Below are 4,198 nucleotides of genomic sequence, written 5' to 3'. Positions count from 1 at the left end.
GCCCGCTCCGGCGGACCGGAGCGGGCGTTTCGAAACAGTCGGTCAAGGCCGCGATCAGGCGGTCTTCAGCGCGTCCCGGACCTTGTCGGCGATGGCCTTGAAGGCGCCCTCGTCGGCGGCCATCGCGGCCAGGACCTTGCGGTCCAGCTCGATGCCGGCCTGGCCGAGGCCGTGGATGAACTGGCTGTAGGTGAAGCCTTCCAGACGCGCGGCGGCGTTAATGCGCTGGATCCACAGGGCGCGGAAATTGCGCTTCTTGGTGCGGCGGTCGCGGTAGGCGTACTGCCCGGCGCGGTCGACCGCGGCCTTGGCGGTGCGGATGGTGTTCTTGCGGCGGCCGTAGAAGCCTTTGGCCTGCTTCAGAACCTTCTTGTGCTTGGCGTGGGAAACTACGCCGCGTTTGACGCGAGCCATGTCGCTATCCTTTCAAATTCAGTGTGGAGATCAGGTCAGGTCTGCGCGCGCCGATCAGGCGTACGGCATGTAGGACTTGATCTTCTTGGCGTCGGCGTCGGCCATGACCGAGGTGCCGCGGTTCTGGCGGATGTATTTGCTGTTGTGGCTGATCAAGCGGTGCCGCTTGCCCGCCACGCCGGCTTTCACCTTGCCAGTCGCCGTGAATTTGAAGCGCTTCTTGGCGCCAGACTTCGTCTTAAGTTTCGGCATTTTCACTCTCTTTTGAGTGGGCTACCGCCCTTCGGACTACATGAGCCCGAAGTTGGGAAGACCCTGATTGAGAACCGCCCAGGCATGCCTGTTCGCCCGGCGGTTCGGTACGCGAAGGCGCGGCTTCTAGTCGAAGCGAGCCTCGATGGCAAGCCGGACCGGGTATTTCCGGCTACTGCGGCGGGTTGTGCTCCTCGATGAATTCGATCGTCTCGGTGAGCATGCGCAGCCGGGTGGCCGGGAAGGACAGCCAGTGGTCCTCGCCCTCCAGCGGCGTCATGACGACCTCCTTGCCGGCGTTGCGCATGGCCTCGTACATGATCTCGCTCTGCTCATAGGGAACCACCGTGTCGTCCCGGCCGTGCAGCAGCAGGACCGGGGCCTTGATCTTCGAGACCAGCTGGGCCGGCGAGCGCTCGTCAAGCGAGGCGTCGTTGTAGCCGGCTCCGTCCATGAAGCGGTTCCAGTAGCGGATGACCGGATTGCGCGACTGGTTGCCGTATCCGACGGCCCGGGCCTCCGAGCGCAGCATCTGGCGCAGGTCGGCGACGCCGGCCACGGACACCGCGCAGCGATAGGCTTCGGGCTGCATCGCCACCCCGGCGAGGGCGGCGTATCCGCCATAGCTCGCCCCGACGACGCAGACCCGCTCCGGATCGATGATCCCCAGACCGGCCAGGTGGTCGATCCCGTCGGTCAGATCGGTCTGCATCTTGCGGCCCCATTCGCCGTAGCCCGCCTGCAGATAGGCCTCGCCGAAGCCGTCCGAGCCCCGGAACTGGGGCTGGAACACCGCATAGCCGCGAGAGGCCATCGCCTGGGGCCACCAGTCGAAGCGGGCGTAGTCCCGGGACGCCGGGCCGCCGTGCGGCAGCAGGATCAAGGGCAGGTCGCTGGCGGAGCGTCCGCGCGGAAGCGTCAGATAGCCGTACAGCTCCATGCCGTCCGCGGCGGTGTAGGCGATCATCGACACCGAGGCGATGCCTTCCGGCCCCACGTCGGGATAGGCGCGCCCGACCACCGACACCGAACGCGCGGCGGCGTCGTAGAGGTAGTAGGTGCCTGCGTCGGTGTCGCTTTCGCTGCGCACCACCACCGTCTGATAGTCCGAGCTGAACGACGCCAGTCGAAGTCGCTTGCCAGGCAGCCCCTGCACGAGGGTGTTCCACGCCTGCTCCAGCCGGGGCTCGTAGAAGGTGTAGGTTCCGTTGTCGCCGACCACGCCGAGGCCGACCAGCCGCTGGTTGCGGTCGTACATCGGGCCCGCCGCGTCTTCCGCCTGCAGACGCCGCTCGCCGGCCTCGCCGGTCGAAAGCGAAATTTCCGTCAGATAGACATCGGTGCCCTCGAGGGTCGAGACGATGACCTTGTCCGGATCCTGCGCGAATCCCCAGATTCCGGGGCCGTCCAGCAGGGCTCTCTGCTCGAACACGGTGCGCCATCCCCCGGCGCCGCCCGGAGCGGTCAGGCGGGTCCGCCCGCTGTCCCTCGACACGGCGATACGCGCGGCGACGTCGCCGTCGGGGCGCACCAGATAACCGTTCGTGTCTTCCAGTCCTGTGGCGATGCGGCGTCCGCGGCCGGAGTTCAGATCGATGCGGTAGACGTCGTTCGTATAGGCGTAGGCTTCGGTGGTGACCGCCTGCACATACAGCGTCGGTTCGCCGCGATACTCGCCCCGCCAGTGATCGAACACCGCGTTGATCACGGCCTTGTCGGCGGACCTCAGCGCCCGGGCGACGCCGCGCGTGCGGACGTTGACGATGTCCAGTTGAGGAAAATGACTGGCGCTGATGACCAGATCGGAATTCAGGACCAGGGACTCGATCGCGACATGGTCCTTGGACACCCAGAAGACCTGATTGGGTCGGCGGTCGCTGACATCGATGGTGACCAGCACTTCTCCGGTCCGCGCCTGGACCACAACCTGGGCGACCCCGCCCTGGCGGTTCAGATAGGCCAGTTCGGTCCCGTCGTCCGAGACGGCGACGCTGCTGACGGCCGGCAGCGCCGCATAGGCCTCCACCGGCGTGGGCTGGACGACCTGGGCCAGAACCCGGTCCGGTCCGGCGGAAAAGGCGAGCGCGACGGCCGCCATGGCGATGTAGATTACTCGAACTGACATACTCAGCCCCCGCTGTTGAAGACGCAACCGTAAGGGCCCCAGGCGACGGAGCCAAGCGCGAAGCGCGAGTTGTTTCTACTCGGCCGGCTGTACGACCGGCGGGGCCTGACGGAGGCGGAAGGCGCGCCCTGCGTTGAGGGCCATCACCGCCGCCGGGATGGTCAGCGCCGCGCCGATCAGGAACGGCCAGTCGTGGCCCACGCCCGAGAAGATCGCCCCCGCCGCCACTGGTCCGAAGACGCGGGCGCTGGAGCTGGCGGCCATGTTCAGGCCCAGCATGGCGCCCTGACGGTCCGGATCGACCGAGCGGGAGATCAGGGCGGAGATGTTCGGCATGGTGATGGCCATGCCGAAGAAGCCGAAGGCCATGATCACCGGCACGAGGAAGTCGGCGTGGGGCAGAAGGCGGCTGACCGCGACCTGGGCGATCAGCCCGGCGCCGAAGATCAGGACGCCGACGGCCAGCACCCGCGCCTCGCCGAAGCGGCGGGCCAGCCGTCCGGCCAGCAGACCCTGGGAAATCACCGACACCACGCCCACGGCCATGAAGGCCAGCCCGACCTCGCGCGCGCCCCAGCCGTAGCGGGCCTCGGTCCAGAAGCCGAAGGTCGACTCCATGCCCGAGAACCCCGCCATGTAGATCAGGGTGACCAACAGCACCCGCGACACCACCGGATTGGCGACCGCGTCCTGCACCCCGCCGAGGAAGGGCGGGCGCGGCGCGGCCGGATCGGCCGGAGCCCGGCTCTCCTTCAACAGCACGACGACGCCCAGTGCGGCCAGCAGGCACAGCCCCGCCGCGACGAAGATCGGCAGCTGGTATCCGAGGGCGCCGAGATCCGGCCGGGTCAGGACGCCGCCCAGTCCGGGGCCGACGATGAAGCCGAGCCCGAAGGCGGCGCCGATCAACCCCATCCGCCCGGCGCGCAGCTCCGGCGGCGTCACGTCGGCGACATAGCCCTGCACGGTCGAGATGTTGCCGGCGCCGAGGCCGGTGAACAGTCGCACCGCGATCGCCAGCCAGATGTTTGGAACGAAGGCGAGGGCCAGATAGCCGACCGCATTGGCCAGAACGGTGATCAGCAGCACCGGCTTGCGCCCGATCCGGTCGGACAGACGCCCCCAGAAGGGCTCCGCCACGAACTGGCCCAGCGAATAGGCCGAGAACATCAGCGCCACCTGCCACGGCGGCGCATCCAGGGTCTGGCCGTAGAAGGGCAGCAGCGGAATGACGATGCCGAAGCCGACCAGGTTGATGAACACGACGCCGAACAGCACGGCGAGGGCCGATCGCGAGGGCTTGGCGGCGGGGGGCGTCAGGGTCACGGGGATGTCCGGGCCGGGCGGGCGAGAGCCGATCTGTCGGTCACTCCGCGCGGCGGCGCAAGGCCCGGCGCGCGGCCAATG

At 68.1% G+C, this 4,198-nt stretch carries 4 protein-coding genes; all 4 read right to left on the bottom strand.

Annotated features, from left to right (window positions below):
* Nucleotides 1-54 precede the first annotated feature (54 nt).
* On the bottom strand, nucleotides 55-414 hold the full coding sequence (gene rplT / locus RDU12_RS13305) for a 50S ribosomal protein L20 (protein ID WP_300289367.1): 360 nt from the start codon (nucleotides 412-414) through the stop codon (nucleotides 55-57).
* A 54-nt stretch (nucleotides 415-468) separates the two neighbouring features.
* Complete coding sequence (rpmI, locus tag RDU12_RS13300) at nucleotides 469-666, bottom strand: 50S ribosomal protein L35 (RefSeq protein ID WP_003166435.1); 198 nt, start codon at nucleotides 664-666, stop codon at nucleotides 469-471.
* A gap of 172 nt (nucleotides 667-838) precedes the next feature.
* Nucleotides 839-2,791, bottom strand: coding sequence for a S9 family peptidase (locus RDU12_RS13295; RefSeq protein WP_300289366.1), 1,953 nt, complete (start codon nucleotides 2,789-2,791; stop codon nucleotides 839-841).
* Nucleotides 2,792-2,866: 75 nt separating this feature from the next.
* Entirely contained in the window at nucleotides 2,867-4,123 is a 1,257-nt protein-coding gene (locus RDU12_RS13290; RefSeq protein WP_300289375.1) for an MFS transporter, read from the bottom strand.
* Nucleotides 4,124-4,198: the final 75 nt, after the last annotated feature.

Origin of the sequence: Brevundimonas sp. (genome assembly GCF_031082345.1) — a bacterium.
GTDB lineage: Bacteria > Pseudomonadota > Alphaproteobacteria > Caulobacterales > Caulobacteraceae > Brevundimonas.
Note: the sequence above shows the minus strand (reverse complement) of the source record. Positions and strands in the feature narration are given on the sequence as shown.